This window comes from Actinokineospora diospyrosa (assembly GCF_024171925.1).
Taxonomy (GTDB): domain Bacteria; phylum Actinomycetota; class Actinomycetes; order Mycobacteriales; family Pseudonocardiaceae; genus Actinokineospora; species Actinokineospora diospyrosa.
In genome coordinates, this window is sequence record NZ_JAMTCO010000016.1 from 32,681 (window position 1) to 50,340 (window position 17,660).

The following is a 17,660-nucleotide window of genomic DNA, read 5'->3' on the forward strand; positions in this document are numbered from 1 at the left end:
GCGGGCTGGGATGGCACGCCGGGTCCGAGTGTCCACGGGCTGAGCAGGTGGGCTGAGGCGGACCTGACGGGGCGCAACTTGGCACCGCCGGGTCCGAGTGTCCGCTGGTTGGCTTGGGTGGTCGGGCTGAGGGCTGGACCGGTACCTCGGCTGTCGAATGACTAGAGCGGCCAAGGCGTCCGATGGCTCCCGCCAAGCGACACCGACTGCGACCCGGCAGAGTCAGTGGCTTGAGGAAAGTGGACAGTGCAATAGAGAACGGAAGTCAGTGGCTTGGGGGACAAGGGCTTCCGAGTAGTGCAAATGGTCTAGACAGCAGGACCGGCTGCGCGGAGTAGGTGCATTCCGGCATAAGAGCGCCAAGGCCGCCACCGCCTGCCGTGCTCAGCAAGAGCCTCCATGCTCGAAGGCAGCCCAAGAGCCCGAGCCCCGTTCCGAAGCGCCAAGTCCTGCGGTAGTAAGACATCCGGGTCGCCTAAGAGGCGCATTACGACGTAGCCGGCTGTCCATGGGCCGATGCCTGGGTAGGACTGCAGGCGGCTTCGTAAGGCCTCGCCGTCCACTCCTACGTGCAGTTCTATGTCTCCGGAAGCGATCGCTGCGCAGATTGTGCGGATCGTCTCCACGCGGCGAGCTGGTCCGGTCAGGATCTCTGAGGCGCGCTCTGCCACGGCCGCTGCGGAGGGGAACAGGGTCGTTAGGTCACCCTCGGGGGCGAGGAGCTGTTCCCCAACGGCCTCGGTTAGGCGGCGGGCGGCGGTGCGGGCGGCGGCGACGCTGACCTGTTGGCCCAGTAGGGCCCGCACGACCGTCTCAGTGCCGTCCACGCTGCCTGGGACGCGGATCCCGGGCACCGATGCCACCGACACCGCGAGAGCCGGGTCAGCGGCCAGCACGCCGTCCACTGCGGCCGGGTCGGCGTCCAGGTCGAACAGTCGGCGCAGGCGTGAGACGGCTGTGCTCAAGTCCCGGAGATCGGCCAGGCGCAGTGTGCATTCGACGTGGGTGCCCGCCGGGCGCAGGTGCGCGGTAGCCGAACCGTGCGGCAGGCGCAGGGTTCTGGCGTAGCGGCCGGGGCGGGCGGACTCGACGCCGGGGATGGCTCGGGCGGAGAGGAAGGCGAGGATCCCGGCGGCGTCGAACGGGGTGCGGACGGGCAGTCTCAGGCGGACCCGACCGGCGCCAGCGTGCTGCCTGCCCCGTCCGGCGCGCTGGGCCGCCACCCGCAGTTCCGACGGTGTGGTGGCGAAAACGGAGCGGATCGTGTCGTTGAACTGGCGGACGCTGGCGAATCCGGAGGCGATGGCCACGTCCGACACCGACATCGTGGTGGTCTCGATCAGCAGTCGGGCGGTGTGCGCGCGGTGCGCCCGCGCCAGCGCCAGCGGTCCGGCGCCCAGTTCCGCGGTCAGCACCCTGGTCAGGTGCCGCTCGGAGTAGCCGACCCGCCTGGCCAGGCCGGGAACGCCCTCCCGCTCGACCACCCCGTCGATGATCAGGCGCATCGCGCGGCCAGCCAGGTCGCCCCGGGTGTCCCATTCCGGGGAACCGGGCACGACATCGGGCAGGCAGCGGCGGCAGGCGCGGTAGCCGGCCTGCTGCGCGGCCGCGGCGGTCGGGAAGAACTCCGCGTTGCGCCGCCTGGGGGCGATCGTTGGGCACGATGGTCGGCAGTACAGCCCGGTCGGTCGCACGGCGAGGAAGAACTGACCGTCGAAGCGCGCGTCGCGGGAGACGACCGCGCGGTATCCCAGCTCCGGGTCGATCAACACCCGACCATGCTGCCGGCGTGCAAGCGCAAGAGCTGGCAGGAAAGAGACATCTGCATCCGTACGGCCCACAAAACAAGTGGGACCCGCCGCGAACGGCGGGTCCCACTCGGCTTACCGCTGGGAATCAGGTCCGGTTATGACACCGACTGGACCACGACGTCACCCGTGCCGACGAGCACGTTGCCGTCGTTGCGCACCTCGACGTTGCCGAGGAGCACGCGGCCCGCGGCGGGGGCCTGGTTCGCGGTCACCGTGCCGGAGACCGTCCACTGGGCACCCGCGGCGCGGGTGGCGTTGGTGTCGGTGACCGCCACCGCGCCGAACGCCGGGTTCGCGAAGACGTCCAGGTAGCTGTAGGTCGTGGTACCCGCGGGCACCGCGTAGCCCTGCACCAGGACGACCCAGGTGCCCGCCGCCGGGTTGGCGATGGTCACCTCTTCCTCCGAGTCACCGTCAGCCTGCTGACCGGCCAGCACGCAGCTGCCCGAGGTGCAGTTGAAGATCGCGAGGTCCAGGTCGGCACCCACGTCGGAGGTCTTGCCGATCTTGGCCCGCAGCGAGGTCGAGCCAGCCGGGACCACGACCGCGTACTGCTGGCTCGCGCCGTCGGCGATGCTGAGCGTGCCCAGCTTCGCGCTGCCCAGCGGGGTGCCGGTGGCCTTGCCGGTGAACGGGCCGAACAGGTTCTTCAGCGTGTAGCTGCGGGTCACCGGGGTCCCCTTGGTCGCCGAGGCGATCGTGTCGGGGTTCGGGGACACCGAGGCGCCGAGGACCGAGGCGGTCAGCGTGAACGGCGCGTAAGCGGCGTCCGAGGTCCGGCGGGCCTCGACGACGACCTCCCAGACACCGGCCTGCGGGTTGGTCAGCGTGCGGCTGGTGGGGCTGCCCGCGTCACACCCCGCGACCGGGGGGCTGTAGCAGTTGGTCGACGAGTTGGCCTCGATGCCGACGCCGTACGGGTGGAAGCGCAGGAAGCGCAGCTGGCCCGCACCGGCACCGGCGCCGCCGCCCTGCAGGTCCACCTTGAACGCCGGGGTGTTGGCGGGGACGCGGTAGTAGAACTTCGCGACCTCGTTGCGGCCGAGCTGGCCACCCTTGCGCACGGTGTAGCTGTTGGTCGCGGTGAAGTCCTCGGCCGCGATGACGGTGTTCAGCGTCTGCGCCTCGATGCCCGAGGTGAGCGGGCTGTCCAGGTTCAGGATCGCCGAGTGGATGCCCGCGGAGCGCGGGTTGACCGTCACGACGTACTTGACCGGGCTGTTCTTCGGCAGCGTGATGACCGGCGATGAGCTGAACGTGCCGTCGTTGCCGACCCACTTGGCCTGGTAGGTGACCGGGTAGTCCGAACCGCTGGTGCGGTTGAACGTGTAGGTCCGGGTGTAGCGGTCGCCGGACTTGACGCCCTCGCGGTCGTAGATGCCGGTGCCCACGCCAGGGGTCTTGAGCAGCGGGGACAGCACGGTGTTGACCGGGACCGACGCGGAGATGTCGGTCTGCTTGGGGTTGTCCTTGAGCAGGTTCCAGGCCTTCTTGGTGTCGATGAGGCCGTTGCCCTGCTCGTAGGCGCCCAGGCCGTCGATGAAGCGGGCGGTCGAGCGGAACGCGGTGCGGATCTGCGCGGCGGTGTGCGAGATGTTCTTCGCCTTGGCGGCGCTCACCAGCAGCGCGGCGGCACCGGCTGCCTGCGGCGAGGCCATCGAGGTGCCGTTGAACTGCGCGTAGCCGGGGGGCAGGGTGTAGGTGCCGGGGACCGGCTGGCCCAGCTGCCAGGTCGGCACGGTCGAGATCGCCGAGCCGGGCGCGACGATCTCCGGCTTGAAGCCGCCGTCCTCGCGCGGGCCGCGGGAGGAGAAGCCGTGCAGGCTCTCCGAGCGGCCGAGGTCCGAGCCGTAGTTGCTCTTCCAGGTCTCCTTGGTGATGTAGGAGCCGACGGAGAGCACCTTGCTGGCCACCGACGGGTCGCCCACGGTGTTCGCGCCCGCGCCGGAGTTGCCGGCGGAGATGAACATCTGGACGTTGTAGGTGTCGATGAGCCGGTCGTAGAGCTCGGCGCGCGCGTTGTTGGCGTCGTTGAGCGCGGGCAGGCCGCCGATCGACATGTTGATCACGTCGGCACCGGCGTCGCGGGCGGAGTAGATCATGCCCTCGAGCAGCGCGTGGTTGGTGCAGCCGGTGATGAACAGGCAGACCCGGACCGAGACCAGCTTCGCGCCGGGGGCCGCGCCGTTGACGGTGCCGCCGAAGAGGCGGTTACCGGCGACGATGCCCGCGACGTGCGAGCCGTGCGCGCCGGAGACGATGCCGATGTTGACCACGTTGTTGGTCACGTCGGTCTGCACGACGAACGGCATGGACTCCTTGACCGGGGTGGCCGGGTTGTCCTTGCCGAAGGTGCCGATGTCGTACTTGACCTTGTAGTCGGTCAGCGCCTGGTCGTCACCGAAGTTCTTGTTCTGGTTGGTGTCGACCCAGACGGTCCCGGTGGCCGGGTTCCACAGCACGCCGAACAGGCCGGTGCTGCCAGCGGGGTTGCCGTCGCGGTTGACGTCCGAGCCGACCTCGCCGCCCAGGCGGGCGTCGCGCTCGTTGAACACGCCGTAGCGCAGCGCGCCCGACTCGTTCGGCAGGCCGTTCTCCGGGCCCGTGGTCGGGGTGGACATCTGGATCCACGTCGGGTCGTCGTCGTTGTTGACGCCGTCGGTGAAGGTCGGGTCGGTGTAGGTGACCCAGTCGGTGATCTTGCGCTCACCGGTGCTGGTCTTGTTCAGCGACGGGTGGTCCAGGTCGATGCCGCTGTCGACGATGGCAACGGTGGTGCCGCGGCCGTCCCAGGTGGGGTGCTCGTTGACGAACTGCGCCGCGTTGGTGTCACCGGTCGGCATGTACGGGTTGACCCGCGGCGTGCCGGGGCCGGGGGCGGGCTGCGGGGTGGGGTCCGCGACGCCGGTGGGGCGCGGGTCGGGCAGCGGGACGTTCTCGTCCAGGTCGAGCGCGGTCACGCCGGGCAGCTTGGCCAGCTTGGTGACCTTGTCGACGGGGACCTCGGCGCGCACGTAGCCGATCTCGTCCTCGCGGTACTCGACCTTGGCGCCAGCCTTGGTCAGCTCGTCGACGTGGCGGGCCGCGTCGCCCTGCTTGGTCGCGATGAGGACCTTGACGGTCTTCTCACCGGCTTGCTGGGCCTTGGCCAGCAGCTCTTGGTCGTGCTTGCCGATCCCGGGACCCTCGTCGGAGGGTGCCTGGACGGGCGCCGCGTTGGCGGTCGGGAACGTCGTCAGCACGGCGCCCGCCACCGCGGTGGTGAACGCCATGCCGAGCGCGATCCGGCCACGCCGTCGCCTGGGGGGTTGAATCATCCCACTTCCTTCTTCCTCAGCGGGTGAGCTGGGCGCGCCCCTGAGCCTCCGGTCGGTGGATGAGCGCGGGGGCGCTCACGGAGTGTTCTTCCCGGGTGTCCCGGTGACTAGCGTCCATTTGGGCTAATCCCATCGGGGACCTCTAGACGATTTGGCACGCAGTGTGCTCGCATCGTCGCGAGTGGCCAGCCTGTTACCAAGCGAATGGGGGGTTTGCTGCGTATGAAGGGCCCCGGACATACATCGTTTAGTAGTCAAAACTGGGAACGGTGTTGGTAACTATTTCGCACACGACCGGGCGGGCGGGCATCCCCGACGGGGGTCCGTAGACTCAGGCACCGTGAGTTTGACCCTCGGGATCGTCGGCCTGCCCAACGTCGGCAAGTCCACCCTGTTCAACGCGCTGACCAACAACGACGTGCTCGCGGCGAACTACCCGTTCGCCACCATCGAGCCCAACGTCGGCATCGTGCCGCTGCCCGACGACCGGCTGGACCGGCTCGCCGAGGTGTTCAGCAGCGAGCGGACCGTGCCAGCCGTGGTGTCGTTCGTGGACATCGCGGGCATCGTCAAGGGGGCGAGCGAGGGTGCGGGCCTGGGCAACAAGTTCCTCGCCAACATCCGCGAGGCGAACGCCATCTGCCAGGTCATCCGGGTCTTCGACGACCCGGACGTCGTGCACGTGGACGGTGCGGTCGACCCGCTCGCCGACATCGAGACGATCAACACCGAGCTGATCCTCGCCGACATGCAGACCCTGGAGAAGGCGCTGCCGCGGCTGGAGAAGGAGGCGCGCACCCGCAAGGAGGCCCGCCCGGTCCTGGACGCCGCCGTCGCGGCCAGGGACATCCTCGACAGCGGCCGCACCCTCTTCGCGGCGGGTGTGGACGTCTCGCTGCTGCGCGAGCTCTCCCTGCTGACCACCAAGCCCTTCCTCTACGTCTTCAACGCCGACGAGTCCGTCCTCACCGACCCCGCCCGCCGCGCCGAACTGGCCAAGCTCGTAGCCCCCGCCGACGCGGTGTTCCTGGACGCGAAGGTCGAGGCCGAACTCCTGGAACTCGACGACGAGTCCCGCCGAGAACTGCTGGAGTCGGTCGGCCAGGACGAGCCGGGCCTCAACGCCCTCGCCCGAGCTGGCTTCCACACCCTCGGCCTGCAGACCTACCTGACGGCCGGGCCCAAGGAGGCCCGAGCCTGGACCATCCCCCAGGGCGCCACCGCCCCCCAGGCGGCAGGCGTGATCCACACCGACTTCGAGCGCGGCTTCATCAAGGCCGAGGTCGTGTCCTACGCGGACCTGATCGAGGCGGGCTCCATGGCCGCCGCGAAGTCCGCGGGCAAGGTCCGCATCGAAGGCAAGGACTACACCATGTCCGATGGGGACGTAGTGGAGTTCAGGTTCAACGTGTAGCAATTCGACGACGTCGTTGGCGTTGGTCGATTCGGTTCGACGCGGTCCGCTCCTGAAGCGCCTGTTGAGGACGGTTGATTCAGCCACTCCTTCTCAGGCGCTAAGGGCATCCTTGTCGAGTTGTAGATCAAACGGGGTCCGCCCAAGCAGGAGCTTTGTGGGGTGAGCACTCGGGCCGGCTCGCTGACCGCTGCCAGTGCAAGCCGTGTCGTGCATTCCACCTCCACCTGAGTGTTCGGCGTTGCCAAGCGCGGTTCGCCGGTTTCCTGCTCTGCCAATCGCGCATCAGTGAAACCATCTCGCAATCCGCCTGGGGCCCTCGTGCCGACGACAAGTCGGCCAACGACCTCCAGGGCGTTAGCGGCGGGCTCCTAATAGCGCCGGGGTATGATGCGCGGCGAGGGGCGTATTGGACGCGGGGTGTGTGGGTGAAGGATTTCCTCGACGGTGTGGCGGGGCCGAGTAGTATCACCGATCGGCATTTCGTGCGGCACGTGGAGCGGGCGGTCGCGGAGTTGGGCGGGAGCATCGCCTGGCACAGCGGGCATTGGATCGGCGAGATCAGCCGCGGTGGGGCGCGGGGGCTGATCATCGGGTACTCGTTCCCGTTGAACAACGTCGCTTCCGCCAAGGCCGCTGACGACAAGGTCGCGACCACGGTGTTGTTGCTCGCGGCCAAGGTCGCCTGCGTCGAGCACCGGCTCGTCCGCCCGGGGTGGACCGGGTCGCCGTCGGTCAACTGGGACCGGGAGTTGCCGGTGGTCGTCAAGCCCAACGTGGAGTCCGGCGGGCGGGGTGTGCGGCTGGCGACTGCAACGTCCGAATTGGACACCGCCATCAAGGAGCTGAGCGGGCGCTACCGGGCCCTGGCGTGGTCGCCGTTCCTCGCTGTCGAGGACGAGTACCGCACCGTGTTCCTCGACGGCGAGCTGTTGCTGGCGTTCCGGAAGATCCGCGCCGACCCCGCCGAGTGGCGGCACAACCTGCACCTCGGCGCCACCCCCGAGGTCTGCGCCGATCCCTCCACCGTGGACCGGCTCCGGCAGGTCGGCGGCGACGCGATGGCCGCGCTGGGCTTGCGGTTCGCCACGGTGGACGTCGTGGTGGTCGACGGGGAGCTCCTGGTCATGGAGGTCAACAGCGGCGTCTCGCTCGAGCGCTTCAGCAGGCACAGCCGCGAGTACTCCGCCCTCGCCGGGGACGTCTACGCCAGGGCGGTCGCCGCGAGCGTCAACTAGAGGTTGACGATCCTCATGCCGTCAACCTAAGGTTGACGGCATGAACACGCCCCGACTTGACGACTTGATCGCCGCGATCGAGAGCCGGTCCGACGACCCGCTCGGCAGGCTCACCGAGGCCGCCATCCTCGGCCGCCACCTCGACGAGGTGGCCGACCACCTGATCGGCCACTTCGTCGACCGCGCCCGCCGCTCCGGCGCGTCCTGGACCACCATCGGCGACAGCCTCGGCGTCTCCAAGCAGGCCGCGCAGAAGCGTTTCGTGCCAAGCGAACCCGCCACCGGCGAGGACGACATCCGCATCTTCGCCCGCTACACCGACGGCGCCCGCCAGGTCGTCATCCGCTCCCAGGAGCACGCCCGCGCCGCCCACCTCCCCGAGATCCAACCCGGCCACCTGCTCCTGGCCCTCCTGCAAGACGACGCCGTCGCCGCGCTCATCCCCGACGCCGAACAGGTCGCGAACACCACCAAGAACGCCACCGGCACCGGCCAAACCCCCACCGACGGCCCCATCCCCTTCTCCTCCGCCGCCAAGAAGGCACTCGAACTAGGCCACCGCGAAGCCCTTCGCCTGGGCGACGCCAAGATCTGGCCCGAGCACTTGCTTCTCGGCGTCCTCACCGTCTCCCCGGACCACGGTGTCACTCGCGACCAGGTCGAGGACGCATTGCGCACCCGAAGCGAGTAATCACAACTCGATGCGATGCCTGGACTCGCCATCCTCGCCGCTCAAGTGGACGGCGCCGTAAGCGCCTTGCCTTGGTAGTAAAGAGATCTCGTACACCCCCGGTTCGATCGGGCCCACGCCGTCGAGTTGGGCGGGCAGCCACGGTCCCGCACCGTTGAGCCTGATCACGATCGGGAGCGCATCGTTGTGGTCGTCGATGATCGTCAGGCGTGTCGGCTCGGTTGTCAGTGTGATGGCCAGGGACGCCAGTTCCCCGCCGGTGATCTGATGGGCGAGCACGCCGACGGTGTGCGGGTACTCCGACAATGCGACCACCGCCCCCTGGGCGATCAGCAACGCCCCGCGCGCGGTCTCGGTTGGGTCGGCCCAGCGCACCGATGCGATCCGTCCGGTCGTCGCCGCGTCAACTGCTGCCAGCGTTGCTGCTGTTGCGTTCCCGCCGGTCACCACCGCGTGCGGTAGCAACGGTCCGGCCACCCGCTCCAACAACCGCCGCACGGCCGCCGCCGCGACCTCGCTCGGCGAATCCCGCCACCCGGCGCTGGTCAAGTCACTGTGCGCGGCGTCGACCAGACGCGCCGTCATACCGTCCACTATGTACACCGCAGCGTCCACAGCGGACGCGCCAACGTCCAGTGCCAGCAACGCCCCCGCTGGACGCCCTGGCCTGCATTGCGCAGCGGCGACGCATTGCAGGCCGGGGACGAGCCGCGCGTCGGCGAACCCGACCTCGGCGGTCAGCAGCCGGGTGAACTCCCGGCCGGTCTGGCTCTCCTCCGGCGCGATGACCGCGTCTTCGCCGAACACCGCCCACCGGTCCGGCACCGCGAACACCACGCTCGCGCGGTCGGGCCGCACGGGGACCAGCCCGGTGAACAGGTCGCCGAGGAACCGGGTCAACCGCCGCGCCGCCGACCGGCTCGACACGTGCTCGGCGATCCCGGTCGCCGACCCGCTCGACAGCGGCGGGCTCGCGCACTCGTGCACCGACCCGGCCGCGGCGATCTTGGTCCGCGCCGTGCCGAGGTCGATCCCGACCGCCTGGGCGCCGCTCATCGGTCCTGCGCCACCCGGGTCAGCGGGAACGGCATCGTGGTCGCCGGACCGGCCCGGCCGAGCACGCGGGCCTCGGCGGCCAGCCGGTCGGCGGTGGCCCAGTCCGCGCGCAGCGGCGTCCGCGGGCTGCTCAGCGCGGCCCAGGTGGCACTGGCTTGCCCGCTCGGCTCGTCGTGCGGGGTCCACCACGGCGGCTGGTCCCACACCGCGACCCGGTGCACCTCGTCGCGGTCCAAGCTGGTCAGCAGGTCGTTCCAGCGGTGCCGGTTGGGGCAGCTCGGCGCGCGGCCGCGGCCGAGGTCGGTCGGGTGCGGCGGTCGGCTCCCGAGCAGGACGAGGGTGCGCGGAACCGGTCGCCACGGCAGGCTCGCGGCAGCCCACAACGCGTCTTCAACCGGCGCGGCCCACTGCTCCACCACCGGGGTCCCGTGCAGCCCGTCGACGAACTCTCGCGCGAGGTTGAGCGGACCGAACTCTTGCACAGTGAGGACTTGCTGCGGATCGCGACCTTTGTGGTCGGAGTAGCCGAGCACCGCGATCCGCACCGTCGCGGGGTCGGGGTGCTCGCGCTCGATCGAGTCGAACAGGTCGAGCGTCAACTCCTGCCGCGTGCGGAACCCGTTACGGCCGAGTTCGATCGCGACGACCAGGTCGACGGCGTGGTCGTGGCGGCGGTAGCGCGGCGGTACCCGCTCGAGCGAGGCGGGCCAGGTGTCGACCGCCCACTGGTCCGGCTCGGTCCTCGGCTCGACGATCTCCACCTGGCACGGACCGGTCAACCGGACGCGGACCACGTGCTGCCGGTCCGGCGTGAGCTCGCACGAGCTGGTGCTGATCGGCGCGCAACGCCACGGCGGCGTGCCCGGCGGCCCAGCGACCACCGCGATCAGCACCGACGTGCTCTGCGACGGCGCCCCGATCCGGACGACCGCCTCCTGGCTGTCCAGCGCCGTCGCGCCGCGCGGGAACAGCGGGTGGGTGACCGTGCTCGTGCGCCCATCCGCCGCGACGTCGATGAGGACCAGGCCGCAGGCGTGGCGCTGGGGGAGGGCCAGGGCGAGGTCGTGGACCAGGTCGTGGTCGACGGCGGGCTCGTTGCCGCGGACGCGGTGGGTGTTGGGCCGGTCGGCGACCATCGCGTCCGCGGTGCGCCAGCCTGCGAGCCGGTTGAGCACGATCGCGTCCGCAGGCCAGTCCGGCTCGACGGTGGCGCTACCCGTGGCCAGTGCGAGCCGGGCCTGGTCGTCGTCGGCGGGCAGCCCGAGCGACTGCCAGGTGTGGTGCACGAGGTCGGTCAACCGGGGACGGCCGAGGTCGTCGGGCTCGAGTTCGGCCTCGGTGATCCCGCCGGGGCCGATGTCGATGATCGTCGCGCCCGTGAGCAGCGCCGGACCGATCGCGTCACCGACCGTCCCGAGCTCCTGCCGCCGCCCGGCCGCGGCGTCGACAGCGGCTCTCAAGTCGGATTGTTCCGGCTCCGGCCCACGGGCGCGCTCGACCATCCGGCCGAACCGGACAGGGTCTCCGGCATCGGGGTACCCCGCGGCGACAGCGGCCGCCGCCAGGTCCCAGGTACGGCAGGCGGCGGCGAAGGCGGTCTCGAACGAGCGCACGCGTGCCGCTGTCGGCGCCCCCACCCACGGGCCTGCGGACAGCAACCAGCCGCAGCCAGGGCAGTGCGCGCCAACCGGGTCGGCGCGCTGGCACACCGGGCAGGTCACGCTCGTCATCCGCGTTTTCCCTTGCTCGTCGAAATGCTCACCGCGGCCGCCGTGATCGTCGTCCTGTTGTGGTAGTCACCGAACCACCGGGACGCGTTACAAGCGCGATTTTCGGCCAATCCCCCGGTGAACTCGGGGTAACCGGAAATAGGACAACATTTCCCCACGCTCCCGATTCCGACCGTCGTACACCTTCCCGTCGACCAGGTGTCACTGAATCCAGTCACCATCAGGCGATGCGCACCGGCCACCGGCTCCGGCGCGCCGCCCAGCGCGCCGCATCGGATTCACTGGCCAAGGGGGTGGCAGATGCCTAAGAAGTGGTCCGACAGCTCCGGACCTGACCCGTACTCGGTTGCCGCTGATTTGCTTTGTAGTCACCCATCAGCTTTCCCGGTCGATTCTCACCCGCCTCGCGGCCCCTCGTGCGCCCGCGCCCCTTGCCTGCCCCCAGATCCGACAGACACACGCGCGCGTGTAAGCGACGCCGGGTAGGGCTACCGGCGTCGTGGCGGGTTGGCGAGGGGTGGGTTAGGTGGGCTGGAGGATCGTCTCGATCTGGGCCGCCAGGGCGGCGTCCTGGGCGGTGATGCCGTTCGCTGAGTGGGTGGTGCAGCGGAAGGTCACCTTGTTCCACCGGATGTCGATGTCCGGGTGGTGGTCGGCGGCCTCGGCGATCTCGGCGACCCGGTTGACCACCGCGATGGCCTGGGTGAAGTCCGCCAGTTCGGCGACCCGGACGAGGCCGCCCTCGTTGAGGCGCCAGCGGGGGAGGGTGCCCAGGGTCTTGCCGATTTCCTGGTCGCTCAGCAGTTCAGCCATGGTCTCCATCCTCGCCTGAACGGCAGGCGTACGCTCATCGCGCCACGGGAGTCCGGATGTCGGGCTGAGAGGGGGGCGCGCAGCCCCCGACCGTCCACACCTGATCGGGGTCATGCCCGCGCAGGGAGGTGCTCGTGGCGCGCACGCCCGAGGAAGGACATCCATGCGTCGTCTCAGTCTCCTGTTGGTGGTCGTTGCGACCTTGGCCGCGGGTTGCACCAGCAGCACTCAGAGCAGTGGCGAGCGCACCGTTGTCCTGGTCACCCACGACTCCTTCACCGTCGAGCAATCCGTGCTGGACCGCTTCCGCGCCGACACCGGGATCAAGGTCGACGTGCGCAAGAGCGGGGACGCCGGGGCGTTGACGACGCAGCTGGTGCTCACGAAGGCGGCGCCGATCGGGGATGTCGCGTTCGGGGTGGACAACACGTTCGCGTCCCGGGCGTTGTCGGAGGGGGTGTTCGCCGAGTACCGGCCCGCCGACGCCGACAAGGGGCCGCAGAAGTTCGCGGTGGACGGGCTGAACCGGCTCACCGCGGTGGACGTCGGGGACGTGTGCGTCAACGTCGACCTCGCCGCGCTCGCCGGGCGCGAACTGGCCACGCCGACCAGTTTCGAGGACCTCGCCGACCCGCGCTACAAGGACCTGCTGGTCATCGAGGACCCGTCGACCAGTTCGCCCGGTCTCGCCTTCCTGATGGCCACCGTCGCCCACTACGGCACCAAGGACTGGCCCAACTACTGGACGCGCCTCAAGGACAACGGCGTGAAGGTCGTCGCGGGCTGGGAAGAGGCCTACACGCAAGAGTTCTCCGGGTCTTCCGGCAAGGGCCCGCGCCCGCTCGTCGTCTCCTACGCCTCCTCCCCGTCCGCCGAGATCGGGACCGACGGCAAGCCGAAGACCGCGGCCGTGCTGGACACCTGCTTCCGGCAGGTCGAGTACGCCGGTGTGCTCAACGGTGCGAAGAACCAGGACGACGCGCGCAAGGTCGTCGACTTCCTGATCTCGGAGACCTTCCAGAAGACCGTAGCCGAGTCCATGTACGTCTACCCGGTGCGCGACGGCGTCGCGTTGCCCGAGGCGTGGCAGAAGGCCTCGCCGCGGCCGGAGACCTCCGCGTCGTTGCCCCCCGAGGACATCCAGGCCAACCGGGAGCGGTGGATCGAGCAGTGGCGCACGGCCGTCCGGGGCTGACCGGGCCGCTCGCCGCCGCCGCGCTGCCGCTGGGGTTCCTCGCGGTGTTCTTCCTCTGGCCGGTGGCGGCGATCGTCCGGCTCGGCTTGGGTCCAGGTCTCGGCGCGGTACTGACGGCGCCGAGGACCTGGGAGGTCGTCGGTTTCACCCTCGGGCAGGCCGCGGCGGCGACGGCGGTCGCGGTGGTCACCGGGCTGCCGGTGGCCTTCCTGCTCGCGCGGACCTCCTTGCGCGGCAACGGTTTCGTCCGCGCCGCTGTGATGGTCCCGTTCGTGCTGCCGACGGTGGTCGTCGGGCTGGCGTTCCGGTCGCTGTTCGGCGAGGGCGGCCCGCTGGCGATCGTCCTGGCGAACGCGTTCTTCAACGTCGCCGTGGTCGCCCGCACCGTCGCCGCCCTGTGGTCGCATGTGGACAGACGAGCCGAGGACGCGGCCCGCTCGCTCGGCGCGTCCCGGTTGCGGACCTTCACCTCGGTCACCCTGCCGGTGCTGCGGCCCGCGATCTCGTCTGCGGCCGCCGTGGTGTTCCTGTTCTGCGCCACCAGTTTCGGCGTGGTCCTGCTCCTCGGCGGCGGTGAGTACGCCACGTTGGAGACCGAGATCTACCTGCGCACGGTGCAGCTGTTCGACCTCACCGGTGCCGCCGCGTTGTCGTTGTTGCAGATCGCCTCGGTCGTTGCCGTGCTCGTGCTCGGGGCCTTCCTGCGCCGCAGGTCGACCGCGCTGCGGCTGCGCGGCCGGGCGGACACCACCCGGCGACCCGCAGGCGGCGAGTGGGCAGTCGTTGCGGCCGCCTACCTCGTTGTGCTCGCCCTGCTCGTGCCGATCGCATCGTTGGTCGCGAAGTCGTTCGAATCCGGGCTCGACGGCTACCGAGCCCTCGGCGGCACCGGTTTCCGCGGATCGCTGCAGGTCACCGGCTGGGACGCGGTGCTCAACTCGCTGCGAGCCGCAACGGATGCGACCGTGCTGGCTCTGGTGCTCGGCGGCATCTCCTGCATCGCACTTGTCACCCTCGGCCGCAGCAGAGCCCGCCCGAGCCTCGTCGAGGGCATCGACACCGCACTGATGCTCCCGCTCGGCGTCTCCGCGGTCACCGTCGGCTTCGGGTACCTGATCACCCTGCACCTGCTCCCTGGCGACCTCCGCACCTCACCGCTGCTCGTCCCGCTGGCCCAAGCGCTCGTGGTGACCCCACTGGTCATCCGCACCCTGCTGCCCGTGCTGCGCTCCATCGACACCCGCCTGCGCCAGGCCGCGGCCACCCTCGGCGCCACCCCGCTGCGGGTCTGGCGCGAGGTCGACCTCCCGCTGGCCGCCCGCTCGCTCGTCGCCGCGACCGCCTTCGCCTACGCGGTGGCCCTCGGCGAGTTCGGCGCGACCAGCTTCCTCGCCCGACCCGAGTCGGCGACCCTGCCGGTCGTCATCGGCAGGCTCGTCGCCCGCCCCGGCGAGCTCAACAACCAGATGGCCTACGCCTGTTGCACCCTGTTGATGCTGGTCACGGTAGCGATCGTGATCGTCGTCGACCGGCTGCGCGTCGGCACAGTAGGGGAGTTCTGACGATGCTCCAGATCACCGACCTGACCGTGCGCTACGGCCGCCAGACCGCGGTCGACGCGGTGGACCTGCGGATCGCCGACGGGGAGGTGCTCGCCCTGCTCGGTCCGTCCGGCTGCGGCAAGTCCACCCTCCTGCGCGCGGTCGCGGGCCTGGAACCGGCGGACGGCGCGATCTCCTGGGACGGCGCGGACCTCAGCGGTGTCCCGGTGCACCGGCGCGGGTTCGGCCTGGTCTTCCAAGACGGCCAGCTCTTCCCGCACCGCAACGTCGCGGACAATGTCGCGTTCGGCCTGCGCATGGCAGGCGCCGCCCGCCCCGAGCGGGATCGACGTGTCGATGAGTTGCTGGACCTAGTGGGTCTCTCCGGCTTCGGCGCAAGAAGGGTCACCGAGCTCTCTGGAGGCGAGCAGCAGCGGGTAGCTCTAGCCCGAGCTCTTGCCCCTAGACCCCGCCTGCTGCTCCTTGACGAACCACTGTCCGCCTTGGACCGGTCCCTACGCGAACACCTCGCCATAGACCTGTCCCGCTTGCTAAGAGACTCCAAGACCACTGCCTTGGTAGTCACCCACGACCACGACGAAGCCTTCACCCTGGCCGACCGGGTAGCCGTTATGCGGTCAGGCAGGATCGTTCAAACCGGCAACCCGGACCAGGTCTGGCGACACCCCACTGACGAAGACACCGCAAGGTTCCTGGGCTGCAGCACGTTCATAGACGCACCTGCGAAGGACGGGGTCGTCCAGACAGACTTCGGTCCTATAGCCCTCAACGTGCCGGATGGGACTACGCATCTAGGCCTAAGGCCGTCAGCGCTAAGAGTCGGCCCAGGTCCGATCTCCGGACTAGCGCAAGCAGTCGTGCACCGCCGCGACCACGTGCGCGTCACGGTGAAGACGGGCGACCAAGAGGTCGACGCGGTGGCTGGAGTCACCACCGCGCCATCCCCCGGAGAGCAGATCCACCTCGAGCTCGACCCTGACGGCGTTGCCGTCGTCGGATAGAGCCACCATCATCCGTCCCGCGTAAGCATCCGGCTGTACGCGATAGACCCGCCGATCACCAGGTAGCACAAGGCGCGCAAGCCGCCCTCGACCAGCGGACCCCACTCGATCGGATCCCGGACGACCTCCGAGACCGCGTCCCAACTGGTCGTCACCAGCACCGGGTCCAGCCAGTCCAGCGCCGGGATCGCCGCGAGCACCCCCGACACGATCACCAGGCCCAGGCTCACCACGACCACGATCAGCGGGTGCTCGGTGAACGCTGACACCGCCAGCGCGACCGCGGCAAGCGCCCACACCTGCAGCGTCACGTACAGCGCCGTGATCAGCACCCGGCCGAGCGCGTCCAGGAACGGCAGCGAGGTCCCCGACGCGGTCAGCATCCCGTCGCCGCCCAGCAGCAGCACCCCCGAGATGATGCCGGTCAGCGCCATCAGCAGGACCGCGATCAGGGTCACCGACGCCACCCCGAACGCCTTGACCGCCAGCAGCCGACCCCGCCCCACCGGGGCCATCAGCATGCCGCGCAGCGTCCCGTGCGCCGATTCCCCGGCCAGCGCGTCCGCGGCCAGCATCGCGCCGGTCAGCGGCAGCAGCATGGCCATCGCGATGGACAGCGCGAAGATCGGCAGCAGCATCCCGTTGCCGATGACCAGCGCCGCCAGCCCCTCGGCGCCGCCCTCCTCGCCGTTGGCGGTCGCGATCGCGATGCCGATCCCCATCAGCACCGGCACCAGGGCCAGCAAGCCGAGCCCGATCAGCGTCCGCGGCCTGCGCAGCACCATCCGCAGTTCCGAGCGCAGCACCCGCGTGATCGGTGCCCGGCGCACCACCAGCGTGCTCATCGGGCCTCCTCCGTGATCAACGTGTCCAGCTCGGCCAGATCGGCTGCCGAGGATGCCTCGGTCAACCGGGCGAACAGGTCTTCCAGACCGGTCCGCTGCTTGCGGACCTCGTACACCGGCACCCCGGCTCGCACTAGTACCTCCACCACCGCAGGCGCCGTAGTGGCAGTTAGATCTACCCGCACCCCCTCCGGCGTGGGTCGCGCAGGCACTCGCTGGTCTCGCAGCGCGTCTACCGCAGCCGTGGCCTCTGGTGTCGTCACCAGCAAACTCGCACTACCGGCCTCTAGAAGCGCCGAAAGTTCCCCCTGTGCCACGACTGTTCCCTGGTTGAGCACCGCGACGTGCGTGCAGGTCGCCTCAACCTCGGCGAGCAAGTGCGAGGACACCAGCACAGTTGTCCCTGCCGCGTGCAGGTCCGCGATGATCGTGCGGATCTCGCGAGTACCGGCCGGGTCCAAGCCATTGGTCGGCTCGTCGAGTACTACGAACTTGCGCGGTACTAGAAGCGCCGCAGCCAGACCCAGCCGCTGCTTCATACCCAGCGAGTACCCCCGGAACCGCCGCCCAGCAGCCGCAGTTAGCCCTACCCGCTCGATCGCCGTCCCCACGGCGTTAGGGATGTCCGCGGTGGCCAGCAGGGGCTCTGCCGCACCGAACCGCAGCAGGTTCTCCCGCCCGGAGAGGAAGGGATAGAACCCAGGCCCCTCCACCAGCGCCCCCACCTCGGGCAGCGCCTTAGCCGCCCCGTCCGGCATCTTCTGGCCGAGTAGCTCTACCTCACCCGCGGTAGGCGTAACCAGGCCGAGCAGCATCCGGATGGTTGTCGTCTTGCCTGATCCGTTGGGGCCGAGCATCCCCAGCACCGCACCCGTAGGGACCTCTAGGTCGACGTTGTCGACGGCGACTGTCCCCCGGTAGACCTTCCGCAGGCCTTTGGTGCGGGCGGCCGCGGTACCCACCGCGGCCGCCCCCTGCTCGGTCAAG

At 69.9% G+C, this 17,660-nt stretch carries 13 protein-coding genes and 1 riboswitch; of the genes, 6 read left to right on the forward strand and 7 right to left on the reverse strand.

Going from position 1 to position 17,660, the window contains the following annotated elements; genetic code table 11:
* Positions 1-308: 308 nt before the first annotated feature.
* Both LV75_RS28835 and LV75_RS28840 read right to left on the reverse strand, forming a co-directional pair.
* Positions 309-1,772 (reverse strand): AlkA N-terminal domain-containing protein, encoded by a 1,464-nt coding sequence (locus LV75_RS28835; RefSeq protein WP_253890495.1) that lies wholly within the window; start codon positions 1,770-1,772, stop codon positions 309-311.
* A gap of 134 nt (positions 1,773-1,906) precedes the next feature.
* Positions 1,907-5,128, reverse strand: coding sequence for a S8 family serine peptidase (locus LV75_RS28840; protein ID WP_253890496.1), 3,222 nt, complete (start codon positions 5,126-5,128; stop codon positions 1,907-1,909).
* Between the two features lie 340 nt (positions 5,129-5,468).
* Here LV75_RS28840 and ychF point away from each other — a divergent pair, with 340 nt between their 5' ends.
* The 3 genes from ychF to LV75_RS28855 all read left to right on the forward strand — a co-directional run bounded on the left by ychF (position 5,469) and on the right by LV75_RS28855 (position 8,471).
* Entirely contained in the window at positions 5,469-6,542 is a 1,074-nt protein-coding gene (gene ychF, locus LV75_RS28845; protein ID WP_253890497.1) for a redox-regulated ATPase YchF, read from the forward strand.
* A 428-nt stretch (positions 6,543-6,970) separates the two neighbouring features.
* The gene (locus LV75_RS28850; protein WP_253890498.1) at positions 6,971-7,780 is read left to right on the forward strand and encodes an ATP-grasp domain-containing protein; all 810 of its coding nucleotides are present in this window, start codon (positions 6,971-6,973) and stop codon (positions 7,778-7,780) included.
* A gap of 40 nt (positions 7,781-7,820) precedes the next feature.
* On the forward strand, positions 7,821-8,471 hold the full coding sequence (locus LV75_RS28855) for a Clp protease N-terminal domain-containing protein (RefSeq protein WP_253890499.1): 651 nt from the start codon (positions 7,821-7,823) through the stop codon (positions 8,469-8,471).
* Here the strand turns inward: LV75_RS28855 and LV75_RS28860 are convergent, their stop codons facing one another.
* From LV75_RS28860 to LV75_RS28870, 3 genes are all read right to left on the reverse strand, one after another.
* A complete protein-coding gene (locus LV75_RS28860; RefSeq protein WP_253890500.1) occupies positions 8,472-9,527 on the reverse strand; it encodes a hypothetical protein in 1,056 nt (351 codons plus the stop codon). It abuts the gene before it with no gap.
* A complete protein-coding gene (locus tag LV75_RS28865; protein WP_253890501.1) occupies positions 9,524-11,257 on the reverse strand; it encodes a hypothetical protein in 1,734 nt (577 codons plus the stop codon). The genes LV75_RS28860 and LV75_RS28865 overlap by 4 nt, the downstream gene beginning before the upstream one ends.
* Positions 11,258-11,779: 522 nt before the next feature.
* Positions 11,780-12,070 carry a 4a-hydroxytetrahydrobiopterin dehydratase gene (locus tag LV75_RS28870; RefSeq protein ID WP_253890502.1) on the reverse strand — a complete coding sequence of 97 codons (291 nt, stop codon included), beginning with the start codon at positions 12,068-12,070 and terminating at the stop codon, positions 11,780-11,782.
* Between the two features lie 34 nt (positions 12,071-12,104).
* Positions 12,105-12,214: riboswitch (TPP riboswitch) on the forward strand.
* Positions 12,215-12,233: 19 nt separating this feature from the next.
* On the opposite strand from LV75_RS28870, the gene LV75_RS28875 reads away from it, so the two are divergent.
* The 3 genes from LV75_RS28875 to LV75_RS28885 are packed head-to-tail and all read left to right on the forward strand — an operon-like array spanning position 12,234 to position 15,828.
* Positions 12,234-13,265 carry a thiamine ABC transporter substrate-binding protein gene (locus LV75_RS28875; protein WP_253890503.1) on the forward strand — a complete coding sequence of 344 codons (1,032 nt, stop codon included), beginning with the start codon at positions 12,234-12,236 and terminating at the stop codon, positions 13,263-13,265.
* A complete protein-coding gene (locus tag LV75_RS28880) occupies positions 13,241-14,827 on the forward strand; it encodes an ABC transporter permease (RefSeq protein WP_372504255.1) in 1,587 nt (528 codons plus the stop codon). The genes LV75_RS28875 and LV75_RS28880 overlap by 25 nt, the downstream gene beginning before the upstream one ends.
* 2 nt (positions 14,828-14,829) lie before the next feature.
* Positions 14,830-15,828, forward strand: a complete 999-nt coding sequence (locus LV75_RS28885) for an ABC transporter ATP-binding protein (RefSeq protein ID WP_253890505.1) — start codon at positions 14,830-14,832, stop codon at positions 15,826-15,828.
* Between the two features lie 8 nt (positions 15,829-15,836).
* Here LV75_RS28885 and LV75_RS28890 read toward each other — a convergent pair whose 3' ends face one another.
* Positions 15,837-16,673, reverse strand: a complete 837-nt coding sequence (locus LV75_RS28890; protein WP_253890506.1) for an ABC transporter permease — start codon at positions 16,671-16,673, stop codon at positions 15,837-15,839.
* Positions 16,670-17,659, reverse strand: coding sequence for an ABC transporter ATP-binding protein (locus LV75_RS28895; RefSeq protein ID WP_301319997.1), 990 nt, complete (start codon positions 17,657-17,659; stop codon positions 16,670-16,672). Before LV75_RS28895 ends, LV75_RS28890 begins: the two co-directional genes overlap by 4 nt.
* Between the last annotated feature and the right edge of the window lies 1 nt (position 17,660).

Excerpts from the sequence above, each read along its gene's own strand:
- LV75_RS28840 (WP_253890496.1), bottom strand. The coding sequence starts at position 5,128 with ATGATTCAACCCCCCAGGCGACGGCGTGGCCGGATCGCGCTCGGCATG.
- LV75_RS28855 (WP_253890499.1), top strand. The coding sequence starts at position 7,821 with ATGAACACGCCCCGACTTGACGACTTGATCGCCGCGATCGAGAGCCGG.
- LV75_RS28860 (WP_253890500.1), bottom strand. The coding sequence starts at position 9,527 with ATGAGCGGCGCCCAGGCGGTCGGGATCGACCTCGGCACGGCGCGGACC.
- LV75_RS28865 (WP_253890501.1), bottom strand. The coding sequence starts at position 11,257 with ATGACGAGCGTGACCTGCCCGGTGTGCCAGCGCGCCGACCCGGTTGGC.
- LV75_RS28870 (WP_253890502.1), bottom strand. The coding sequence starts at position 12,070 with ATGGCTGAACTGCTGAGCGACCAGGAAATCGGCAAGACCCTGGGCACC.
- LV75_RS28875 (WP_253890503.1), top strand. The coding sequence starts at position 12,234 with ATGCGTCGTCTCAGTCTCCTGTTGGTGGTCGTTGCGACCTTGGCCGCG.
- LV75_RS28885 (WP_253890505.1), top strand. The coding sequence starts at position 14,830 with ATGCTCCAGATCACCGACCTGACCGTGCGCTACGGCCGCCAGACCGCG.
- LV75_RS28890 (WP_253890506.1), bottom strand. The coding sequence starts at position 16,673 with ATGAGCACGCTGGTGGTGCGCCGGGCACCGATCACGCGGGTGCTGCGC.